The sequence below is a fragment of the Streptomyces sp. NPDC026672 genome (assembly GCF_040638185.1).
Lineage (GTDB): Bacteria > Actinomycetota > Actinomycetes > Streptomycetales > Streptomycetaceae > Streptomyces.
In genome coordinates, this window is sequence record NZ_JBEZXS010000024.1 from 56,766 (window position 1) to 76,222 (window position 19,457).

The 19,457-nt window shown below is 73.5% G+C and carries 18 protein-coding genes; 9 read left to right on the forward strand and 9 right to left on the reverse strand.

The window, feature by feature from the left end:
- Positions 1-1,347 (reverse strand): TerD family protein, encoded by a 1,347-nt coding sequence (locus AB0F77_RS26190; RefSeq protein WP_361953647.1) that lies wholly within the window; start codon positions 1,345-1,347, stop codon positions 1-3.
- A gap of 298 nt (positions 1,348-1,645) precedes the next feature.
- Between AB0F77_RS26190 and AB0F77_RS26195 the strand changes: the two genes are divergently transcribed.
- The 4 genes from AB0F77_RS26195 (at position 1,646) to AB0F77_RS26210 (ending at position 6,282) form a co-directional block, all read left to right on the forward strand.
- Complete coding sequence (locus tag AB0F77_RS26195; protein ID WP_361953403.1) at positions 1,646-2,101, forward strand: DUF6643 family protein; 456 nt, start codon at positions 1,646-1,648, stop codon at positions 2,099-2,101.
- Between the two features lie 42 nt (positions 2,102-2,143).
- Complete coding sequence (locus AB0F77_RS26200) at positions 2,144-3,049, forward strand: MOSC N-terminal beta barrel domain-containing protein (RefSeq protein WP_361953406.1); 906 nt, start codon at positions 2,144-2,146, stop codon at positions 3,047-3,049.
- Between the two features lie 79 nt (positions 3,050-3,128).
- Positions 3,129-3,734 carry a hypothetical protein gene (locus AB0F77_RS26205; protein ID WP_361953409.1) on the forward strand — a complete coding sequence of 202 codons (606 nt, stop codon included), beginning with the start codon at positions 3,129-3,131 and terminating at the stop codon, positions 3,732-3,734.
- 106 nt (positions 3,735-3,840) lie between these two features.
- On the forward strand, positions 3,841-6,282 hold the full coding sequence (locus AB0F77_RS26210; RefSeq protein ID WP_361953412.1) for a right-handed parallel beta-helix repeat-containing protein: 2,442 nt from the start codon (positions 3,841-3,843) through the stop codon (positions 6,280-6,282).
- Positions 6,283-6,289: 7 nt separating this feature from the next.
- Here AB0F77_RS26210 and AB0F77_RS26215 read toward each other — a convergent pair whose 3' ends face one another.
- Positions 6,290-8,614, reverse strand: a complete 2,325-nt coding sequence (locus AB0F77_RS26215; RefSeq protein ID WP_361953415.1) for a hypothetical protein — start codon at positions 8,612-8,614, stop codon at positions 6,290-6,292.
- A 288-nt stretch (positions 8,615-8,902) separates the two neighbouring features.
- Between AB0F77_RS26215 and AB0F77_RS26220 the strand changes: the two genes are divergently transcribed.
- Entirely contained in the window at positions 8,903-9,730 is an 828-nt protein-coding gene (locus AB0F77_RS26220; protein ID WP_361953417.1) for a DeoR/GlpR family DNA-binding transcription regulator, read from the forward strand.
- A gap of 29 nt (positions 9,731-9,759) precedes the next feature.
- On the opposite strand, the gene AB0F77_RS26225 is transcribed toward AB0F77_RS26220, so the two are convergent.
- Positions 9,760-10,884, reverse strand: coding sequence for a PLP-dependent cysteine synthase family protein (locus AB0F77_RS26225; RefSeq protein WP_361953420.1), 1,125 nt, complete (start codon positions 10,882-10,884; stop codon positions 9,760-9,762).
- Positions 10,885-11,225: 341 nt separating this feature from the next.
- Between AB0F77_RS26225 and AB0F77_RS26230 the strand changes: the two genes are divergently transcribed.
- A complete protein-coding gene (locus AB0F77_RS26230; RefSeq protein ID WP_361953423.1) occupies positions 11,226-11,549 on the forward strand; it encodes a hypothetical protein in 324 nt (107 codons plus the stop codon).
- A 182-nt stretch (positions 11,550-11,731) separates the two neighbouring features.
- The gene (locus AB0F77_RS26235) at positions 11,732-12,265 is read left to right on the forward strand and encodes an ATP-binding protein (protein ID WP_361953426.1); all 534 of its coding nucleotides are present in this window, start codon (positions 11,732-11,734) and stop codon (positions 12,263-12,265) included.
- Positions 12,266-12,336: 71 nt separating this feature from the next.
- Here AB0F77_RS26235 and AB0F77_RS26240 read toward each other — a convergent pair whose 3' ends face one another.
- The 4 genes from AB0F77_RS26240 to AB0F77_RS26255 form a co-directional block, all read right to left on the reverse strand.
- Positions 12,337-12,615, reverse strand: coding sequence for an SHOCT domain-containing protein (locus AB0F77_RS26240; protein ID WP_361953429.1), 279 nt, complete (start codon positions 12,613-12,615; stop codon positions 12,337-12,339).
- Positions 12,616-12,738: 123 nt separating this feature from the next.
- Positions 12,739-13,452: an NUDIX domain-containing protein gene (locus AB0F77_RS26245; RefSeq protein WP_361953432.1), complete on the reverse strand. Its 714-nt coding sequence runs from the start codon at positions 13,450-13,452 to the stop codon at positions 12,739-12,741.
- A complete protein-coding gene (locus tag AB0F77_RS26250; protein WP_361953435.1) occupies positions 13,449-14,687 on the reverse strand; it encodes an ROK family protein in 1,239 nt (412 codons plus the stop codon). The genes AB0F77_RS26245 and AB0F77_RS26250 overlap by 4 nt, the downstream gene beginning before the upstream one ends.
- A 48-nt stretch (positions 14,688-14,735) precedes the next feature.
- Positions 14,736-15,386 carry an alpha-ketoglutarate-dependent dioxygenase AlkB gene (locus tag AB0F77_RS26255; RefSeq protein WP_361953437.1) on the reverse strand — a complete coding sequence of 217 codons (651 nt, stop codon included), beginning with the start codon at positions 15,384-15,386 and terminating at the stop codon, positions 14,736-14,738.
- A gap of 173 nt (positions 15,387-15,559) precedes the next feature.
- Here AB0F77_RS26255 and AB0F77_RS26260 point away from each other — a divergent pair, with 173 nt between their 5' ends.
- On the forward strand, positions 15,560-16,693 hold the full coding sequence (locus AB0F77_RS26260) for a methyltransferase (RefSeq protein WP_361953440.1): 1,134 nt from the start codon (positions 15,560-15,562) through the stop codon (positions 16,691-16,693).
- Between the two features lie 63 nt (positions 16,694-16,756).
- On the opposite strand, the gene AB0F77_RS26265 is transcribed toward AB0F77_RS26260, so the two are convergent.
- Together AB0F77_RS26265 and AB0F77_RS26270 are read right to left on the reverse strand one after the other, a co-directional pair.
- A complete protein-coding gene (locus tag AB0F77_RS26265) occupies positions 16,757-17,617 on the reverse strand; it encodes a class II fructose-bisphosphate aldolase (RefSeq protein ID WP_361953443.1) in 861 nt (286 codons plus the stop codon).
- A 28-nt stretch (positions 17,618-17,645) separates the two neighbouring features.
- A complete protein-coding gene (locus tag AB0F77_RS26270; RefSeq protein ID WP_361953446.1) occupies positions 17,646-18,527 on the reverse strand; it encodes an SIS domain-containing protein in 882 nt (293 codons plus the stop codon).
- A 144-nt stretch (positions 18,528-18,671) separates the two neighbouring features.
- Here AB0F77_RS26270 and AB0F77_RS26275 point away from each other — a divergent pair, with 144 nt between their 5' ends.
- The gene (locus AB0F77_RS26275) at positions 18,672-19,451 is read left to right on the forward strand and encodes a DeoR/GlpR family DNA-binding transcription regulator (RefSeq protein ID WP_361953449.1); all 780 of its coding nucleotides are present in this window, start codon (positions 18,672-18,674) and stop codon (positions 19,449-19,451) included.
- The last annotated feature ends 6 nt before the right edge of the window (positions 19,452-19,457 follow it).

The window sequence follows — 19,457 nt, forward strand, 5'->3', positions numbered from 1 at the left end:
TCACTTGCGGCCGGGTGTCCAGTTCATGCCCCAGCCGTAGGCGCGGTCGACGGTGCGCTGCGGGCTGACCCCGCGCTCGGGGACGAGGTAGCGGGCCTCGCGCCGGACGACGAGGTCGCCGCCCGTGTTGGTGAGCAGGGCGAGCGCGCAGACGGTGGAGGGGACCGTGCACTCGTCGAGGGAGAAGTCGACGGGGGCGCCGTGCTGGGGCTGGAGGGTGACCGTGGCGTGCAGGTCGGCGAAGGAGGTGGCGCCCGCGTAGATGGTCACGAAGACGAGGACGCGGCGGAGGTCCTGGCGGTGGTCGAGGTTGACGGTGAGGTTCTCGCCCGCCGTCTGCGCGCCGGTGCGGTCGTCGCCGTCGAGGTGGATGTACGGCGGCCGGTGCAGCGATCCGAAGGCGTTGCCGAGGGCCTGTACGACTCCCTTGCGGCCGTCGGCGAGTTCGTACAGGGCGCACAGGTCGAGGTCGAGGTCGGTGCCGCGTCTCCCGCCCCAGCCGGAAAGGTGTTTGTGCACCTGCCAGTTGAGGTTCACGCGCAGGACACCGGACGTTCCGCCCTGCTTGGTGAGGGAGACGGAGGGGGCCGCCTTGGTGAGCGTCACCTTGGTGAGCCGGACCGGCCGGGCGGCGGGCGGCGGGGGCGACGGGACGGGCGGGCCGGACGGGGGCGGCACGGTGACGGGGACCGCCGGGCGCACCGGGGGCGCGGCAGGGGTCGGCGGGCCCACCGGGGGCGGCGGGGCCTGGGGCGAAGGGGGCGCGACGGGCGGCGGGGCCGGTGCCGGAACGGGTGTGGGCGTGGGCGTAGGCGCGGGCGTGTGCTGGGGTTCGTCCACGGTGATGCCGAAGTCCGTGGCCAGGCCCTCGAGTCCGGTGCCGTAGCCCTGGCCCACGGCGCGGAACTTCCAGGCGCCCTGGCGGCGGTAGAACTCGCCGAGCACGAAGGCCGTCTCGACGGTCGCCCCCTGGCTGTCGAACCGGGCGACCACACCGCCCCGCTGCGTGTCCTGGACCTCGACGTAGAGGTCCGGGACCTGGCCGAAGGAGCCGCCGTCCGCCGAGGCGGCGATGATCACGCGCTCGACGGTGTCCTCCACGCGTGGGAGGTCGACGAGCAGCCGGTCGGCGACCCGTCCGTCGGTGTCCTGTTTTCCCTCATGGCGGACCGCACCCGAGGGGTGGGCGGGCTGGTTGTAGAAGACGAGGTCGGCGTCCGAGCGGACCTTGCCTGCGACCAGCAGCAGCGCAGATGCGTCCACGTCCGGGACACCGGGGCCGGAGCGCCACCCCAATTCGACACGCAGGGCCGTCGTCGGCACCGGCGTATTGGACCCTTTCGACATTGACATGTCCGCCCCCATCACGTCTCGGCACACCGGGCCGCACCCGGATCGTCCCTTGCCTTCCCTGTCCTCCCAACGTATTCCGGTGGACAGGGAACTCCCATGTACGGCACAGCAAGATCGCTGGCCAACCCCCGGTTACCCGCCGGGAACTAGCCCTTTACGTGATCTAAACGCGGATCGTCGTCCTATTTTGCCGAGTTCGCTCGGATTGGGGATCCGAGGCCACTGCCGACACGGAAAACAACCCTCTTATCGGTCTCCCCAACCAGCACATCGTGGGCTTAACTTATGTGCCATGACCTCCCCCCGCTCCCCTTATGGCGGCGGCTACTACTCCGCCTCCTTCCCGGACACTCCGATCTACGACTCGCTCGTGGCCGAGCGGGGCACCCCGCAGATCGCCCCGATCCGGGTCCCCGCCGCGTACGACGTGGGCAGCAACCTGCCCGCGCTGCCGTCGGCGCTGCCCGCCCTCCCGGCGGGCCCGTCCCATCAGGCCCCCTCCTACGGCTACCCCCAGGCGCAGCAGCCCGCTCCGCTGCAGCAGGCGCCCACGGCGTACATCCCGCAGCAGGCGTCCGCGCCCCGCGGCTACCCCGGCCCGCAGCAGATGCCGCAGATGCAGCAGCAGCAGCCGCCGCGGCCGATGGCGACGGGCACCGGCTACGAGGCGATGCGCCCCGCGGCGCCCCGCCCCGCCCCGGCTCCGTACCAGGACCCGTACAACAACCAGCAGTACCGCGGCTACTGATCGGCTCCCCCGGCTGTCGGTGCCACCTGGCACGATGGCCGTATGGGGAACGCCGTAGTGCAGTCGATCCACGTCCATCCGGTCAAGGCGTTCCGGGGCTTCTCGCCCCGGGAGGCCTTGGTGGAGCCCTGGGGCCCGGCCGGAGACCGGCGTTGGGTGCTGATCGACGACGGGGGAAAGGTCGTCACGCAGCGTGAGCAACCGCGTCTCGCGCTGGCCGCCGCCGGGCCGGAGCCCGGCGGCGGTATCAGTCTGTCCGCACCCGGTCTTGAACCGCTCACGGTGCGTGTTCCGGAGCCGTCGTCCACGGTGACGGTGAACGTCTTCGGCACGAAGGTCGAGGCCGTCCCCGCCGATGCCGCGGCGCACGCGTGGTGTTCGGCGTACCTCGGCTCCCACGTCACCCTCGTCCACATGGACGACCCGGCCACCCGCCGCCCGGTGGACCCCGACCATGCGCTGCCCGGCGAGACCGTGAGCTTCGCCGACGGCTATCCGCTGCTCATCACCACGGTGGCCTCCCTCGACGCCCTCAACTCGCTGATCGCGCAGGGCGATCACGCCGACGAGGGCCCCCTGCCCATGAACCGTTTCCGGCCGAACGTGGTCGTGGCGGGCACGTCGGCGTGGGCCGAGGACGACTGGACGCGCATCGCGATCGGCGACGTCGTCCTGCGGATCACCCGGATGTGCGGCCGCTGCGTCGTCACCACCGTCGACCAGGCCACCGGCGCACGGGGCAAGGAGCCGCTGCACACCCTGGGGCGCCACCGCAACGTCGACCGCCGGCTCGTCTTCGGCCGGCAGGCGGTGCCCCGGTCGAGCGGCACGATCCGGGTCGGCGATCCGGTGCGGGTCCTCGAAGAGGACCGGGAACCCCCGGCGGGGGCCCGGTCGTTGGGACCTGATGAGAAGTTCGTGAGAGGACCGGTGCCGGAGCCGAGGTGATTTCGCTCTCTCTTCGGCCGGACTCCCACGTGAGCGGCTGCGCCCGGGGTTGTCCCGGAGCGGGAAGGGGGGTGCGACGGTGCGAGCGATCGGCGGTCTGTGGCGCTGGCGGCACAATCCGCTGCGCCGTGCGACCGATCTGGCCGAGGCGTGGGTGGCCCTCGTGACGCTGCTGCTGATGGTGGTGGCCGTGCCCGTCAGCGGCTTCCTCGTCGGCTCGGCCGCCCAGAGTTCGCTGCAACGCGCCGCGCGCGACCAGCGGCACACCCGGCACCTGGTCACGGCCACGGTGGTGCGCAGGCTGGAGAGCGGTGTACTCGACCAGGAACCCGACCCGACGAGCGGACAGGACCTGCGCAGCCGCGTCCTCGCGGAGTGGACCGCCCCGGACGGCACCCCGCGGCACGGCACGGTGCTGACCCGTCTCGACTCCCCCCGGCCCGGCGACACCTTCCACCTCTGGACCGATCCCCAGGGGCGAATAACCATCCGCCCGCTGGACTCCGAGACGGCGACGACGCACGCCGTGCTCGCAGGGGTCGGGGCGGCGGCGCTCGCGGCGGGGCTGGTCGAGGGCATCAGACGGGTGATCGTCTGGCGCATGGTCCGCCGCCGGTACGCCCGTTGGGACCAGGCGTGGGACAGGGCGGGCCCGGACTGGGGCAAGGCAGGCACCGGCAGCTGACCGCCTTGCCGCTCTGGTCGATCCACCGCCCGCGCGCACGCTACGGTGGACCGGCCGAGCATTCGGCATCAACCCGCGTACGACGAGGTGGGGGCACGGCAACGCCATGGGACAGGGCACGGTCCAGGTGACGCACACCGGCACATCGCGGTGGCGGCGCCGCACGGGTGAGTACGCCTCGCTGGCCGCCGCCCTGGAGGCCGCGGCCGACGGCGACGTCCTCACCATCGCCCCCGGGACCTACCGGGAGAACCTCGTCGTCGAGCGGGCGGTGACCCTGCGCGGCCCCGAGGGCTCCCCCGGCTCGGTGCGCATCGCGCCCGTGGACGGGGTGCCGCTGACCGTGCGCGCCTCGGCCGTGGTGCAGGACCTGCACGTGGAGGGCCAGGACGCGGCGGCGCCCGCGCTGCTCGTCGAGGAGGGCGCGCCGGAGGTGCTGGACGTGCGGATCGTCACCCGGTCCGCCGCGGGCATCGAGGTGCGCGGCGGCGCGCGCCCGACCGTCCGGCGCTGCACGGTGGACAACCCGGCCGGTGTGGGCATCGCCGTGGTGGACGGCGGCGGCGGGGTGTTCGAGGAGTGCGAGGTGCTGTCGGCCGGCCAGTCCGGTGTCGCCGTGCAGGGCGGCGGGCATCCGCGTCTGGACCGCTGCCGGGTGCACCACGCCTCGGGCTCCGGGCTGATGGTGACGGGCGAGAACTCGGCGCTGGAGGCGGTGGGTTGTGAGGTCTACGAGGTGCGCGGCTCCGGCGCGCAGGTCACCTCGCGGGGCACGGCCCATCTGACCGACTGCGATGTGCACCGCACCAGCGCGGACGGTGTCACGCTCGACACGGACGCCGTGCTCACCCTCGCCGACTGCCGCATCCACGACATCCCGGAGAACGCGGTCGACCTGCGCTCGCGTTCGGTCCTCACGCTGACGCGGACGACGGTGCGCCGGTTCGGGCGCAACGGCCTGTCGGTGTGGGACCCGGGCACCCGGGTGGACGCCAACCAGTGCGAGATCTTCGACAGCACCGGCGACTATCCCGCGGTGTGGGTGAGCGACGGCGCGACGGCGGTGCTCGACTCCTGCCGGGTGCACGACGTGCCGGACGCACTGTTCGTCCTGGACCGCGGTTCGCGCGCGGACGTCGTCGACAGCGATCTGTCCCAGGTGCGCAACACGGCGGTGTCGGTGAGCGACGGCGCCACGGCGCAGCTCGACGACTGCCGGATCCGGGACGCGGCGACGGGCGCCTGGTTCCGCGACCACGGCAGCGGCGGCACGCTCAACAACTGCACGGTGGACAACACACAGACCGGTGTGATCGTCACCAAGGGCGCGGACCCCACGATCGAGCGCTGCACGGTCGACTCCCCCGCGGAGGCGGGCTTCTACGTGTCGGCGGGCGGCCGGGGCACCTTCGTCGGCTGCCGGGTCACGGGCAGCGGGGGCTACGGCTTCCATGTGATCGACGACTGCCGTGCGACGCTGAAGAAGTGCCGCACGGAGCGGTGCGCGCGCGGGGGTTACGAGTTCGCGGACGCCGGATCGGGCACGGGTCCGGTCGTGGAGGACTGCACCAGCGACGAGAGCGGCGGGGTGCGCTCGGCCGCGGCGCGGGAGGGCGCCCCGCCCGCGGTGCCCGCCCTGCAGACGTCGGGGCCCGGTGCCGGTCTGCTCGGCGCGATCCCGGGGCAGCGCAGCACCGAGCAGGAGCCGCTGGTCGAGGCGGCCGCGCCGGAGCCGGCGCGCTCCTCGACGGACGTGCTGGGTGAACTGGACACGCTGGTGGGCCTGGACAGCGTCAAGCGCGAGGTGCGGGCGCTCACCGACATGATCGAGGTGGGCCGGCGCCGTCAGCAGGCGGGTCTGAAGGCGGCCTCCGTGAAGCGGCACCTGGTCTTCACGGGCTCGCCGGGCACCGGCAAGACGACGGTCGCGCGGCTCTACGGCGAGATCCTGGCGTCCCTGGGGGTGCTGGAGAAGGGCCATCTGGTCGAGGTCTCCCGGGTCGACCTGGTCGGCGAGCACATCGGCTCCACGGCGATCCGCACCCAGGAGGCCTTCGAACGGGCGCGCGGCGGTGTGCTGTTCATCGACGAGGCGTACGCGCTGTCGCCGGAGGACGCCGGGCGCGACTTCGGCAAGGAGGCCATCGACACGCTGGTGAAGCTGATGGAGGACCAGCGGGACGCGGTGGTGGTGATCGTCGCGGGCTACACGGCGGAGATGGAGCGGTTCCTGTCCGTCAACCCCGGTGTGGCGTCGCGGTTCTCACGGACCATCACCTTCGGCGACTACGGTCCCGACGAGTTGCTGCGGATCGTGGAGCAGCAGGCCGACGAGCACGAGTACCGGCTGGCGCCGGGCACGTCGGAGGCGCTGCTGAAGTACTTCACGGAGATCCCCAAGGGTGTCGCCTTCGGCAACGGGCGTACGGCGCGGCAGACGTTCGAGGCGATGGTGGAGCGGCACGCGAGCCGGGTCGCCCATGTCGAGGAGCCCACGAAGGACGATCTGACCCTGCTGTTCGCGGAGGATCTGCCGGAGCTGCCGTGAGGGCCGGTCAGGGGCCGGTCTCGGGTCGCTGGCCGGGCAGTTCGGGGCGCAGCCGGTCCAGGAGCTTTTCGCGTTCCTGGTCGAAGACGGGGTCGGCCTGGTAGTCGGAGTGGCCCAGGATCGGTGCGGGCAGCGGGTGCTGGGCGGTGCGGCCGTAGGCGAGGGGGTCCTTGAGGGGCGCGTGGTCGACCTCGGGGCCGCAGTCGCCGGGGAGGCGGACCGGGCCGCCGATGGGGTCGGTCAGCCGGTAGAGGTTGCGCCAGCAGGCGACCTCGCGGTGCAGGGAGCTGAGCGCGGCGGGCCCGAAGTGGGCGGGGAACCAGCGGCCGTAGAGGCGTTCCAGGGGTGAGCCGTAGGTGAGCAGGGCGACGCGCTTGCGGGCGGCCGGGCTGAGCTGCCAGGCGGCCGCGGCGGCGAGGACGCTGCCCTGGGAGTGCCCGGACAGGACGAGGCGTCCGCCGGTCCTGTCGGTCCAGGTGGCCATGCGCCAGGTGAGGTCGGGCACGGCGCGTTCGGCGTAGCAGGGCGGGGCGAAGGGGTGGGCGGCGCGCGGCCAGAAGGTGCCGACGTCCCAGAGGATGCCGATGGTGCGCCGCGCGGAGGCGTCCTTGTAGGCGCGTCGGCCCCAGGTGACGAAGAGGAGGAAGCCGAGTCCGATCAGCCAGGAGCCGAGTGCCTGGGCGGTCTGGGCGGTGCCGTGGACGACGGGTGAGGTGTGCTGGGCGGCGGCGCTCGGGGTCCGGTCGCCGGTCAGTCCGCCGACGAGGGCCGCGGCGCCGAGGAGCAGGGTGGTGGCGGAGACGACGGCGACGAGGAGCGGTGCCCGGTCGGTGAGGGCGGCCATGGCGCGGGTGCGGGCGACCCGGCGGGTGCGGGCGGGGTCCTCGGGCTCGCCCGGGTGGTCGTGCCGTACGAGGGCGCGTTCGGCGCGGCCGAGCCGGACGGTGCGCCAGGCCAGCCAGGCGCTCAGGGCCAGGACGGCGACGAGGAGCGGTGGGATCACGGACGCCTGCCAGGTGAGCAGGACGGGGGCGCCGTCGATGGTGGCGCGGGTGCCGTCGAGCCAGTCGGCGACGCGCTGGGCGACGCCGCCGGACATCACTCCGCCGAGCGCGCAGGCGAGCAGCGCGACGCAGGGCCCGCCGAAGCCACGCAGGGCGGCGCGCGGGTCGCGGTGGGTGCGGTGCAGGACGTGGGCGACGACGGCGAGGGCGACGACCAGTACGCCCTGGGCGAGGGCGAGCGCGCCGAAGGCGGCGTTGCCGGACAGCCGGCCCGTGGAGTGCCAGCCCGGCCGTGACCAGCCGGCGTACACGAGGGTGAGGAGGAGCAGGGCGAGGGCGGCGAGCGGGAGGCGGTGCACGAGGTGCCGGTCGAGTTCGCGGTCGAGGCGGTTCTCGGTGCGGCCGCGTCGGCACACGACCCACAGCACGACGACGGCCGCGGCGGCGAGTCCCGCGGCCAGGGAGCGTCCGAACAGGTCGAGTGCCGTGGATCCGCCGGGCGCCCGGGCGGCGGGGGCGGCGACGGCGGCGGCGACCGTGAGCAGGCCGGCGGCGGTGTGGGCGGCGCGCAGCCGGGCGACGAGGCGGCGGCCGTACCAGAAGCCGGGCCTGCCGAGGGAGGTGTGGGCGGTGTCGTCGTCGGGGCCGGACTCGCCGGTCGGGGGCGGCTGGGACTCGTAGGCGCTCCAGGTGCGGTGGGAGAGGTACCAGAGCAGGCCGGTGAGCGCGGTGGGGACGAGTGCGGCGAGGGCGAGGCGGCGGCCGGGCGTGCTCCACCAGCCGTCGTGGGAAAGGGTGGGCGACAGGAAGCCCAGCCAGGTGTGGCGGCGGGCGCAGGCGTCGGCGCCGACGCACTGCCAGGCGGTGAGGTCCAGGGCGACCTCGCAGGCGGCGGCGACGAACAGCACGGTCAGGGTGAGGCCGACGAGCCGGACGAGCAGGCCGTAGAGGCGGATCGCGCGGTCGCGGTCGCGGGCGGCGGGGCGCATCCAGTGGGCGAGGTTGACCACCATGAAGGGCAGGAGCAGCAGCCACAGGGCGCGGGCGGCGTTGCCGGAGGTGAGGTTGCACCAGACGTACGCCTCGGGGACGGGGCGGCCCCGGTGGGCCGCGGGGCGGTCCTCGGCGTGGGCGTCCGCGGCGCGGCGGAAGACGGCGGCGGTGTCGTCGCCGGAGACGCGCACCGTGCGCGGGTCGTCGAGCATCTTCTGGGGGGTGGCGCCGCCGACTCCGTGGACCAGGAGTTCCAGGTCGGTCTCCGCCTGCCCCGGTCTCGCGGCGGGTGTCCGCGTGCTCTTGCCCGCGGGCCTTTCCTGCGCTCGTTCCACTGTTTCCGCACTCCCCCGGTGACGCGCCGTCGGTCGCTGTCGCGGGCACAGGATCTCCGCTGGCGGTGTGACTTACACCTCTCCACACCGAATCTCCCCTGTCCGTGTGACGAATGGTGGTACGCGGACTGTCCGAATGGCATGCGCGCGTCGGTACAGGTGGTGGCGCAACCTGGACCGTCCCGTGAAAAGATGGGGCGTCCGCGCATCGACGGAGGGTGGAACGTCCTGGTCGGAACCGATGCGGCGGGCGTGTCGGCGGCTTGAGGCGAAAGGACCGGAGCGTACGTGAGTGAGAATCAGAACCTCCTCGCGGAGCAGCGGCGCACTCTGATCCTGGACGAGGTCCGGCGCCGCGGTGGTGTCCGGGTCAACGAACTGACGCGCAAGCTGGGTGTGTCGGACATGACGGTGCGCCGCGACCTGGACGCGCTCGCCCGGCAGGGGGTCCTGGAGAAGGTGCACGGCGGCGCGGTGCCGGTGGTCGAGGCGAGCACGCACGAGCCGGGCTTCGAGGCCAAGTCGGGGCTGGAGCTGAGCGCCAAGGAGGACATCGCGCGGGCCGCGGCCGCGCTGGTCACGCCGGGGACGGCGATCGCGCTGTCGGGGGGTACGACGACCTACGCGCTGGCGCACCAGCTGATCGAGGTGCCGGATCTGACGGTGGTGACGAACTCGGTGCGGGTCGCCGACGTCTTCCACGTGGCGCAGCGCACCTCGGGCCCCCGGCAGGGCGCGGCCACGGTGGTGCTGACCGGCGGGGTGCGCACGCCGTCGGACTCGCTGGTGGGTCCGGTGGCGGACCGGGCGATCGCGGCGCTCCACTTCGATCTGCTGTTCCTCGGGGTGCACGGCATATCGGTGGAGGCGGGGCTGTCGACGCCGAACCTCGCGGAGGCCGAGACCAACCGGCGGCTGGTGCAGTCGGCGCGGCGGGTCGTGGTGGTGGCCGACCACACCAAGTGGGGGACGGTGGGCCTGAGTTCCTTCGCCGGGCTGGAGGAGGTCGACACGCTGGTGACCGACGCGGGGCTGCCGCGTGCGGCGCGGGACGAGATCGCCGAGCATCTGCGGCTGGTGGTGGCGGGCGAGCCGGGCGAGGACGCGGACGTCTGACCGCGGGCGGCGGGCGGCGGGCGGCGGGGTCAGTCCGGCCAGGCCCCGGTCTCCAGCAGGGAGTCGATGGCCGCCGTGTACGGAGTGATGTCCAGTTTCTGCTCCTCCAGCCAGGAGTCGGAGTAGTACTTGTCGAGGTAGCGGTCGCCGGGATCGCACAGGAGGGTCACCACGCTGCCCCGGCGCCCCTCGGCGACCATCTCGGAGACGATCTTCAGGGCGCTCCACAGGCCGGTGCCGGTCGAGCCGCCCGCCTTGCGTCCGATGGCCCGTTCCAGGGCCCGGACGGCGGCGACGCTGGCGGCGTCCGGGACCTTCATCATGCGGTCGACGGCGCCGGGCACGAAGCTCGGCTCCATCCGGGGGCGGCCGATGCCCTCGATGCGGGAGCCGCAGTCGCAGGTGACGTCGGGGTCGCCGGTCGTCCAGCCCTCGAAGAAGCAGGAGTTCTCGGGGTCGGCGACGCAGATGCGGGTGTCGTACTGCATGTAGTGGACGTAGCGCGCGATGGTCGCGGAGGTGCCGCCGGTGCCCGCCGTGGCGACGATCCAGGCGGGCTGCGGGAAGCGCTCCAACTCCAGCTGGCGGAAGACGGATTCGGCGATGTTGTTGTTGCCGCGCCAGTCCGTGGCCCGCTCGGCGTAGGTGAACTGGTCCATGTAGTGGCCGCCGGTCTCCGTCGCGAGGCGGGCCGACTCCTCGTACATCTTGCGTGAGTCGTCGACGAAGTGACAGCGCCCGCCGTGGAATTCGATGAGCCGGCACTTCTCGGCACTGGTGGTGCGCGGCATCACGGCGACGAACGGGACGCCGATGAGTTTGGCGAAGTACGCCTCGGAGACGGCCGTCGAGCCGCTGGACGCCTCGATCACCGGACGCCCGGGGCGGATCCAGCCGTTGCACAGGCCGTAGAGGAACAGGGAGCGGGCGAGGCGGTGCTTGAGGCTGCCGGTCGGATGGGTCGACTCGTCCTTGAGGTACAGGTCGATGCCCCAGGGCTCGGGCAGCGGGAAGCGCAGCAGATGGGTGTCGGCGGAGCGGTTGGCGTCGGCCTGGACCTTGCGGACGGCCTCCTTGAGCCAGCTCCGGTAGGCGTCGTCACTGCGGTCGACGTCGAGGGTGGCGCCCGGCCGGGTCTGTGGGGTGGTGCTCACGGCGGTGCTCCTTACAGTTGACGCCGACGTCGCCGCGGTACGGTCGACGTCCCGATGATAGACATCTCCATCATGTCCCTCACCTGCATAAACACACCTTTGGGCAAGCCAAAGCCGGTCAGGGGGGCGGGGCCCCGGGGCGGCCCTCGGGGGGCGCGTGACGGCGCGTGCTCCGAGCGCGTACGGTCGGACCGTATGCGTACTGGTGCTCTCCGCGGGGTCCGGGCAGACTGCACTCCGGAGCAGGGCGCACACTGGATGGATCGGGAGCCGGACGGCACCGGAGCGGCCCGCACGGGCCCCGGGCCGACGGAGGGCGCGCACGAAGGGGGCGGGGAAGGATGGCGGAGCCGGAGTTCACGGCCAATGGCGTGCGGATCGGGAAGCGGCTGCGGTCGCTCACCCGGGCCGGGAAGGTCCGCATCAACGACGGCAGGCTGGAGCTGCTGACCAGCTACGGCAGCGAGATCGACAGTGCGCCCGTGCAGGCGGTGCGCGCGTCGAAGCCGTGGTTCGCGCCGGACGACCAGGCGTTGGCCGAGCTCAACGGGAATCGGTATCTGCTCACGCTGGGCGACCACGACCCCGCGCCGGGCGAGCCGGGTCCGCCGGCCGCGCGCCGGTTCATCGAGGCCGTGCGCAGGGCGGCCGGTCGCGGCCGCTGAGCCGTGGCGAGTTGCGGGGCGATGTGTCCTGCGTCACGCTTGTCTCACGTCACTCTGGGTTTACCGGCGATCACGCTGCGAACCAGCCCGCCGGACACAACGGCAGACGCCGCCAGAACGTGGGCATCCTGCCGGATCCGTACTCCGTGTTCTTCCGGACCTCACGTCGGGGAGTCGCAGCCGTGATCAGTCACCCGAACAGACACTGCACCGTAGAGCTCCAGGCCTTGCCGGCACGGATCGGCCAGGTCCGCAGAATCGTATCTGCGCAGTTGCGCTACTGGCACATGGACACATTGATAGACCGGGCCTCGCTCGGTGTGACGGAACTGCTCAGCAACGTCCACCGGCACGCCCAGCCCGACAAACTGTGCACGGTCCGGATGGAGTTGCTGCCCGGCCGGCTCACGGTGTCGGTCCGCGACAACGATCCGCGCCTTCCCGTGGTCGAGGACGCGGAGCCGCTGGACACCGGCGGACGCGGCCTGGCCATGGTGGCCGCGGTCAGCGAGAGCTGGGGCGCGCGGCCGGACGGCGACGAGGGCAAGGTCGTGTGGTTCACCCTGCCCGCGGCCGTCGAGCCGGCGAAGAGGACCGGGCCGGCGCGTCCGCCCCGGCGGGTGGCGGCGACCGTGGAACAGACGGTGCCGCGATTCACCGAGGTCGAGCCGGTACCCGCCGCACCCGCTTCCGCCCGCCCGGCCGCCGTCGGCTGACGAACGCCTGCGGCCCTCGGGCCGGGGTGGCTCGCCGGGGCCGACGGCACGCTGCCCGGCGGTGGGTGGGGTCAGGTCGGGGTGTGGGCGGGGTGGCCGAACTGCTCGGCCAGGACGGAGAGTCGGCGCCAGTACTCGTCCTCGTCGATCTCGCCCGTGGCGAAGCGGCGGCCGAGGATCGCGATGGGCGAGTCGCCCGACGGGCGGGCCGGGCCCATGGCACGCCACGGGCCGCGCCGGGACGTGCGGCGCAGCAGCGTCACGACGCCGACCACGACGGCCGCCCAGATCAGCGGGAAGAACAGGATCCACGGGCCGGGTCCGCCGTCCCAGTTCGCCAAGGTCTGCATCTCGGTTCGTCTCCCAGTGTCGAAGCGGGCAAGGGGTGATGACACGTCGAGACTGACCGGTGGAGGGGGTCCGGGTCGTCGTACGACCGGCGGCAGTGGGCGTACCCCGTGGGGAGTACGGGTTCACCTGGTCGCGTGATGGTTCAGCACGTGTTCCAGATAGGCCGTCCCGCCGGCCGGGAGGGACGTCGCGGGGGTGCGGAGGAGGGCGATCTCGTCGAACTCCGGCGGGTGGGGGCCCGAAGCGTGGCTCTCGGCAAGGGAGTTGTGGGCCGTGTGGAGGGTGGCCGGGGGCAGGGGCCGGGACTTGAAGATCAGGCCGATCGACGTGGACCGCGTGGCCAGGCAGAGGGAGAGACTCTCGGGCGGGGCGGTGATGCCGGTCTCCTCGCGGAGTTCGCGGGCGGCCTCGCCGCGGACCGCGGTCAGGTCCAAGTCCTCGCCGTCGGGCGGGGGTTCGACCGAGCCGCCGGGCAGCTGCCAGCGGCCGGGCGTCGCGGTCCACGACGCCATGCGGCCCACCAGGACCGTGCCGTCGGTCGACGGCTGGACCACCGAGACGAACAGTGCGGGCAGCCAGGAGGTGGCGCCCCGGACGCGGCGCAGGGCGTGGTGGCGGTAGGTCGTACGGGTCCAGGACACGCGCAGCCCGTACGGTCCCTCCCGGGTCAGTCCGGTGACCGCGACCACCGGCCCGTCGAACAGCGTGGGATTGTGCCGCACCGCCTCCTCCCACACCCGGTCCCGGTCCGCCCGGTCGGCGGCGGACAGGACCGGCGGCGCCGTCTCCTCCAGCCGTAGGTCCCGTACCTCGAAGAGTTCCACGGACGGTGTCACCGGAGCGCCCCCAGCGGATCGTCCAGCACCGGTTGCCACGCCAACTCGGCGGCTCCGACAAGGCTGTTGTGGTCGAGTGTGCAGGCGAGGATGGGCACCCCGCCGCTCTGCCCCCACAGACTGCGGTCGGCCACCACCGCGCGCAGCCGTTCGGGATCGGCGTCGAGGAGCGTACGGTGCATACCGCCGAGGATGATGCGGTCGGGGTTGAGGATGTTCACCAGACCCGCGAGCCCGAGGCCGAGCCGGTCGATCAGCACCTCGGTCGCCCCGCGGACCGTCGGGTCGTCGTAGTGGCCGGCGACGAGGTCGATCGCCTGCTGGAGCAGGGACACCTCGGGACCGGGGGTGCGCCCGGCCTCCAGGAGCAGCGCCAGCGGGTCCGCCTCGACGTCCAGACAGCCCCGGCCGCCGCAGTAGCAGGGCCGCCCCTCGGGGTTCACGGTGAGGTGCCCGACCTCCAGGGCGAGCCCCGAACTGCCCGTGTGCAGACGCCCGTCGAGCACCAGCGCCCCGCCCACGCCCCGGTGCCCGGTCGCCACGCACAGCAGGTCGCGCGCCCCGCGTCCCGCGCCGTGCCGGTGTTCGGCGAGCGCGGCGAGGTTGACGTCGTTGCCCGCGAACGCCGGGCCGGTGATCCCGGCGGCGCGCACGCACTCCCCGAAGATCCGCCGCACCGGGGCGCCCACCGGCCAGGCCAGGTGCAGGGGGTTGAGGGCGAGGCCGTCGGGCTCGGCGACCGCGGACGGCACGGCGAGGCCCGCACCGACGCAGCGCAGTCCGGTCCGGCGCAGCAGTTCGGCGCCCGCCTCGACGACCGAGCCGAGCACCTTGGCCGGATTCTCGTCCACGTCCTCGCAGCCGGGCGCCGTCGCCACGATCCGCCCGCCGAGTCCGACCAGCGCGGCCCGGAAGCCGTCGGCGTGCACCTGGGCGGCGAGCGCGACCGGGCCGTCCTCGGCGACCTCCAGACGGTGCGAGGGGCGGCCCTGGGAGCCGGCCGCCGCGGCCGGCCTCGCGTCCACCCTGATCAGGCCGAGGGCCTCCAGTTCGGCGGCGACCGCGCCCGCCGTCGCCCGGGTGACGCCGAGTTCGGCCGTGAGCACCGCCCGGGTCGGCGCGCGCCCGGTGTGCACGAGCTCCAACGCGGGACCGAGCGCGCCGCGCCCCCGGTCCAGCCGCGTTCTCGGGGTGGTCCCATCCCCCGCCGCCCGGGGGTCCGCCTTGCCGCTCATGAGGGCGAGTCTCCCATGATCCGCGTCCTGTCCGGCCGTCGCAGCAACCTACCGGCCACTCACGCGCAGCGTGACGTTCAGGCGTCCCGTCAGGCCCAACGCGGGTGGTGCCGTGCCCGGGTGGACGCGGGGCACTCCGTGGTGGGCGAGGCGGGAGGGGCCGCCGAAGACGAACAGGTCGCCGCCGCGCAGTTCGACGTCCGTGTAGGGCTTGGTACGGGTCTCGGTGTTGCCGAAGCGGAAGACGCAGGTGTCGCCGAGGCTCAGCGACACCACCGGGGCGTCGGAGCGCTCGTCGGCGTCGCGGTGCATGCCCATGCGGGCGTCGCCGTCGTAGAAGTTGATCAGCGCGATGTCGTACGCCGCGCCGCGCGCCGCCCCCGGTCCGAGCGCGTCGGTCACGGCCCGGCGGCCGAGGTCGCCGAGCCAGGCGGGGAAGGGTTTCACGGGCGCGCCGTCGCCGTCGACGACGGTACGGGCGTAGGCGTACGGGTACCAGTGCCAGCCCAGGCACACCTGGCGTGCGGTCATCGTGCCGCCGCCGGGCGTGCGGACCGTGCGCAGTCCGGCGGGCGGACGCGCCCACTCCCGGCAGGCGGCGAGCAGCTCGCGCTGGGCGTCGGCGTCCAGCCAGTCGGGCATGTGCACGGCGCCCTCCGCGACCTGCCTGCGCGGCCTGGGGAACAGTTCCTGCTCCATGCCTCCATCCTGCCAAAACCCCACGGTGCCCCGCCGGGGGCGTCCGACGGGGGCACCGCTCGGCCCCGGGGAAGGTCCCGGCAGGGTCCGGTGGGGCGGACGGCGGGTGGGACGAGCGGGGCGGCGGGGCTGAGCTGGGGCTCCGCTAGCCTGGAGGGGCGATGAGTGAGCGTATGACGACTGAGTGGGGCGAGTTCGCGCTCTCCCGTTTCCCGGACGACCCCCGCGACCGGCTGCGTGCCTGGGACGCCGCGGACGGCCATCTGCTGCGGCACCTGGCCGAGGAGCGGGTGCCGCTGTCCGGCACGGTGGTGGTCGTCGGGGACCGCTGGGGCGCGCTGGTCACGGCGCTGGCCGAGCACGGGCCGACGCAGATCACGGACTCGTTCCTCGGTCAGGAGGCGACGCGGGTGAACCTCGCGCGCGCCGGCGTCGCCCCCGGTGTCGTCCCGTTGCTGACCACACAGGACCCTCCGCCGGACCGTGTGGACGTGCTGCTGGTGCGGGTGCCGAAGAGCCTGGCGCTGCTGGAGGACCAGCTGCTGCGGCTCGCCCCCCGGGTGCACGAGGACACCGTCGTCGTCGGCACGGGCATGGTGAAGGAGATCCACACCTCGACGCTGCGCCTGTTCGAGCGGATCCTCGGGCCGACCCGCACCTCACTGGCGCGGCAGAAGGCCCGGCTGATCCACTGCTCCCCCGACCCCTCGCTGGAGCGGCCCGTCAACCCGTGGCCGTACAGCTACTCCCTGCCGGACGGCATCGGCGCGATCTCCGGGCACACGGTCGTCAACCACGCGGGCGTCTTCTGCGCCGACCGGCTCGACATCGGTACGCGGTTCTTCCTCCGGCACCTGCCGCGGCAGCGGGGTCTGCGGCGGGTGGTGGACCTGGGCTGCGGCAACGGCGTCGTGGGGACGGCGGTGGCGCTGGCCGACCCCGAGACCGAGGTGCTGTTCGTGGACGAGTCGTACCAGGCGGTGGCCTCCGCGGAGGCCACGTACAAGGCCAACGGGGTGCCGGGGCACGCCGAGTTCCGGGTCGGCGACGCGCTGGCCGGGGTGGCGGACGGCAGTGTGGACGTCGTGCTGAACAACCCGCCGTTCCACTCGCACCAGGCGACCAGCGAGGCCACCGCGTGGCGGATGTTCAGCGGGGCCAAGCAGGCGCTGCGGCCGGGGGGCGAGCTGTGGGTGGTCGCCAACCGTCATCTCGGCCATCACGTCAAGCTGCGGCGGCTGTTCGGGAACAGCGAACTGGTCGCCGGTGACCCGAAGTTCGTGGTGCTCAAGGCGGTCAGGAAGTAGCCCGCGCCCGCGACACCCCCGTACGGGGCCGGTCCGTCCGGTGCGGTGCGTGGCGGGGAGCCGTCAAGGGCGGGCCCGGCCGAGGACGTGGATGATGCGGGTGACCTCCTCGGCCATCGCCTCGCGCCCGACGCCGAGGTACGTGCGGGAGTCGACGGCCCGGGGGTGGGTGCCGAGGAAGTCGCGGATGGCACCGGTCATCGCGGCGTTGAGCGCGGTGCCGACGTTGACCTTGGTGATGCCGCCCCTGACGGCCGCGGCCAGTCCGTCGTCGGGCACGCCGGAGGAGCCGTGCAGCACGAGCGGCACGGCGAGCGCGGTCGAGAGCCGGGCGATGAGGCCGTGGTCGAGGGCCGCGGTGCGGGAGGTCATGGCGTGGACGCTGCCGACGGCGACGGCGAGCGCGTCCACTCCGGTGCCGGCGACGAAGGCACGGGCCTGGTCCGGGTCGGTGCGCGAACCCGGCTCGTGCGGGTCGGGCGGCGGCTGTCCGTCCTTGCCGCCGATCTCCCCCAACTCGGCCTCGATCCACAGCCCTTGGGCGTGCGCCCAGTCGGCGGCGGCGCGCGTCGCGGCGAGGTTGTCGGCGTAGGGCAGGAACGCGGCGTCGTACATCACCGAGCCGAATCCGGCGCCGGGCGCCTGGCGCAGGAGGTCGTCGCTGCGTACGTGGTCGAGGTGCAGCGCGACGGGCACGCGGGCGCGTTCGGCGGCGGCGACGGCGGCACGGGCCAGCGGGAGCAGCCGTCCGTGGCGGAACTTGACGGCGTTCTCGCTGACTTGGAGGACGACGGGGGCGTCGGCCGCCTCGGCGCCGGTGACGACGGCCTCGACGTGTTCGAGGGTGACGACGTTGAACGCGGCGACGGCCGAGTGGGTGGCCGCGGCGCGGGAGATCAGCTCGCCGGTGAGTGCGAGGGGCACGGTGCCTGCTCCTTTCCGGGGAGGCGGGTCAGGGGGCGAGGATCACCGAGCGGGTGAGGTGGCGCGGCCGGTCGGGGTCGAGGCCGCGGCGGGCGGCGACGGCGACGGCGAGCCGCTGGGCGCGGACGAGTTCGGCGAGCGGGTCGAGCGTGCCCTCGATCCACCGGCCGCCGGTGGCGCGGACCTGTTCGGCGAGTCCGTCGGGTGCCGTGCCGAGCATCCAGGTGGCGGTGGAGCGGGTGGTGATGCTGATGGGTCCGTGCCGGTACTCCGTGGCCGGGTAGGACTCGGTCCAGGACTGGGACGCCTCGCGCATCTTGAGGGCGGCCTCGTGGGCGAGTCCGACGCTCCAGCCCCGGCCGAGGAAGGTGTACTGCGCGCACTCGTCGAGGCCCGGCGGCAACGGGTCGGACAGGGCGGTGCGGGCGTCGGCGACGACGGAATCGGTGTGCAGGCCGAGGGCGGCTCGGACGAGGGTGAGCGCGGTGGTGGCGAACCGGGTCTGGACGACGGAGCGTTCGTCGGCGAAGTCGAGGACCACGGTCTCGTCGGCGGCGGCCGGCACGGGGGTGTCGGGGTCGGCGGTGACGGCGGTCGTCGGGGTGTGGCCCTTCAACTCGCCGAGCAGGGTGAGGACTTCGGTGGTGGTGCCGGAGCGGGTGAGGGCCACCACCCGGTCGTAGGCGCGGGCCCGGGGGAACTCGGAGGCGGCGAAGGCGTCCGTCTCGCCCCCGCCCGCGCCCTCGCGCAGGGCGGCGGCGGACTGTGCCATGAAGTACGAGGTGCCGCAGCCGACGATCGCGACCCGCTCCCCCGGTGCTCCCAGTGCCTCGCGGTGCCGCCCTACCAGGCCCGCGGCGCGGATCCAGCACTCGGGCTGGCTGTTCAGCTCGTCCTCGACATGGGTCATGCCCCGCCCCTCCCGGCTGATTTTTTCTGCAAGATATAGCGAGGTTTCGAGCACAATCAAGCATGCTTACCGAACTCGGACGGCGGCGGGACGACCACGGGGGTGCGCTAGGGTCGCGGGAAGATCGAGAGACGGAGGCCGCGGATGTCGCGCGACGCCCGCTGGAAGACGCTGCTGGACCTGCTCGTGGAGCGAGGCCGGCTGGACGTCGAGGAGGCGGCGGCCGAGCTGTCGGTCTCGCCCGCGACGATCCGCCGGGACCTCGACCAGCTGGCCGAGCAGCAGATGCTGGTGCGCACCCGGGGCGGCGCGGTGGTGCACGGGGTCTCGTACGAGCTGCCGTTGCGCTACAAGACCGCTCGCCGCGCCTCCGAGAAGCAGCGCATCGCGCGGGCGGTCGCCGGTCTCGTCGCGCCGGGCGAGGCGGTGGGTCTGACCGGCGGCACGACCACCACGGAGGTGGCCCGCGCCCTGGCGGTGCGGCCCGAACTCGCCTCCGGTTCACCGGCGTTGACCGTCGTCACCAATGCGCTCAACATCGCGAACGAGCTCGCCGTACGCCCGCAGTTCAAGATCGTGGTGACCGGCGGGGTCGCGCGGCCGCAGTCGTACGAGCTGGTCGGGCCGCTCGCGGACGGGGTGCTCGGGCAGATCACGCTCGACGTGGCGGTGCTCGGGGTGGTCGCCTTCGACGTGGCGCACGGCGCGGCGGCGCACGACGAGGCGGAGGCCGCGATCAACCGGCTGCTGTGCGAGCGGGCCGCCAGGGTGGTCGTCGCGGCGGACTCCAGCAAGCTCGGGCAGCGGGCGTTCGCCCGGATCTGCGGGGCCGAGCTGGTGGACACACTGGTGACGGACGCGTCCGTGTCCGCGCACGACGTGCGCCGTTTCGAGGAGGCCGGCGTCCGGGTCGTCACCGTGTGACCACCC

Coding starts and splice junctions, on each gene's coding strand:
- AB0F77_RS26190 (WP_361953647.1), bottom strand. CDS start 1,347: ATGTCGAAAGGGTCCAATACGCCGGTGCCGACGACGGCCCTGCGTGTC.
- AB0F77_RS26195 (WP_361953403.1), top strand. CDS start 1,646: ATGACCTCCCCCCGCTCCCCTTATGGCGGCGGCTACTACTCCGCCTCC.
- AB0F77_RS26200 (WP_361953406.1), top strand. CDS start 2,144: ATGGGGAACGCCGTAGTGCAGTCGATCCACGTCCATCCGGTCAAGGCG.
- AB0F77_RS26210 (WP_361953412.1), top strand. CDS start 3,841: ATGGGACAGGGCACGGTCCAGGTGACGCACACCGGCACATCGCGGTGG.
- AB0F77_RS26230 (WP_361953423.1), top strand. CDS start 11,226: ATGGCGGAGCCGGAGTTCACGGCCAATGGCGTGCGGATCGGGAAGCGG.
- AB0F77_RS26240 (WP_361953429.1), bottom strand. CDS start 12,615: ATGCAGACCTTGGCGAACTGGGACGGCGGACCCGGCCCGTGGATCCTG.
- AB0F77_RS26250 (WP_361953435.1), bottom strand. CDS start 14,687: ATGAGCGGCAAGGCGGACCCCCGGGCGGCGGGGGATGGGACCACCCCG.
- AB0F77_RS26255 (WP_361953437.1), bottom strand. CDS start 15,386: ATGGAGCAGGAACTGTTCCCCAGGCCGCGCAGGCAGGTCGCGGAGGGC.
- AB0F77_RS26260 (WP_361953440.1), top strand. CDS start 15,560: ATGACGACTGAGTGGGGCGAGTTCGCGCTCTCCCGTTTCCCGGACGAC.
- AB0F77_RS26270 (WP_361953446.1), bottom strand. CDS start 18,527: ATGACCCATGTCGAGGACGAGCTGAACAGCCAGCCCGAGTGCTGGATC.
- AB0F77_RS26275 (WP_361953449.1), top strand. CDS start 18,672: ATGTCGCGCGACGCCCGCTGGAAGACGCTGCTGGACCTGCTCGTGGAG.